Raw genomic sequence first — 509 nt, forward strand, 5'->3', positions numbered from 1 at the left:
TTAATGCATCACTAAAATTATCCTTTGGAGGAAGTCCATGAAATTGAATAAAATAGCTCTAGCTTTGTTCGCTGTAGCGGCTGCACCGATGGCAGCTAATGCTGGTGTTACTATTAGCCCGTTGCTTCTTGGTTATCACATGGTTGATGAAGAATTTGGCGATACAGCTGACAAACAGCGTGAAGTGTTGACTACTGGTAAGAACCTGCAGAATAATACAGATCGTCTAGGCAACGATAATGGTGGTGTAGCCAAAGAAAGTAGCCTGTACACTGGTGCTGCACTAGGTATTGAGCTGACTCCTTCTACTCAGTTCCAAGTAGAGTATGGTGTATCTGATGCAAACGGTGAAGCTTCTGAAGCATCAGCTAAATCTGGTGCTAACCGTTTCGATATCGAACAAACCATGATCTCTGGTAACTTCTTGATCGGTACTGAAGAGTTTACTGGTTATACTGATAATGCACTTAAGCCATATGTACTAATTGGTGCTGGTCAATCTAAAATCG

General features: G+C 42.0%; 1 pseudogene. It reads left to right on the top strand.

The annotated features are described in order from the left end of the window. Positions 1-37: 37 nt before the first annotated feature. Positions 38-509: pseudogene (locus ACS8FC_RS21115) on the top strand (OmpA family protein); the annotation flags it as partial.

It is taken from the genome of Psychrobacter sp. 1Y4 (genome assembly GCF_051847555.1).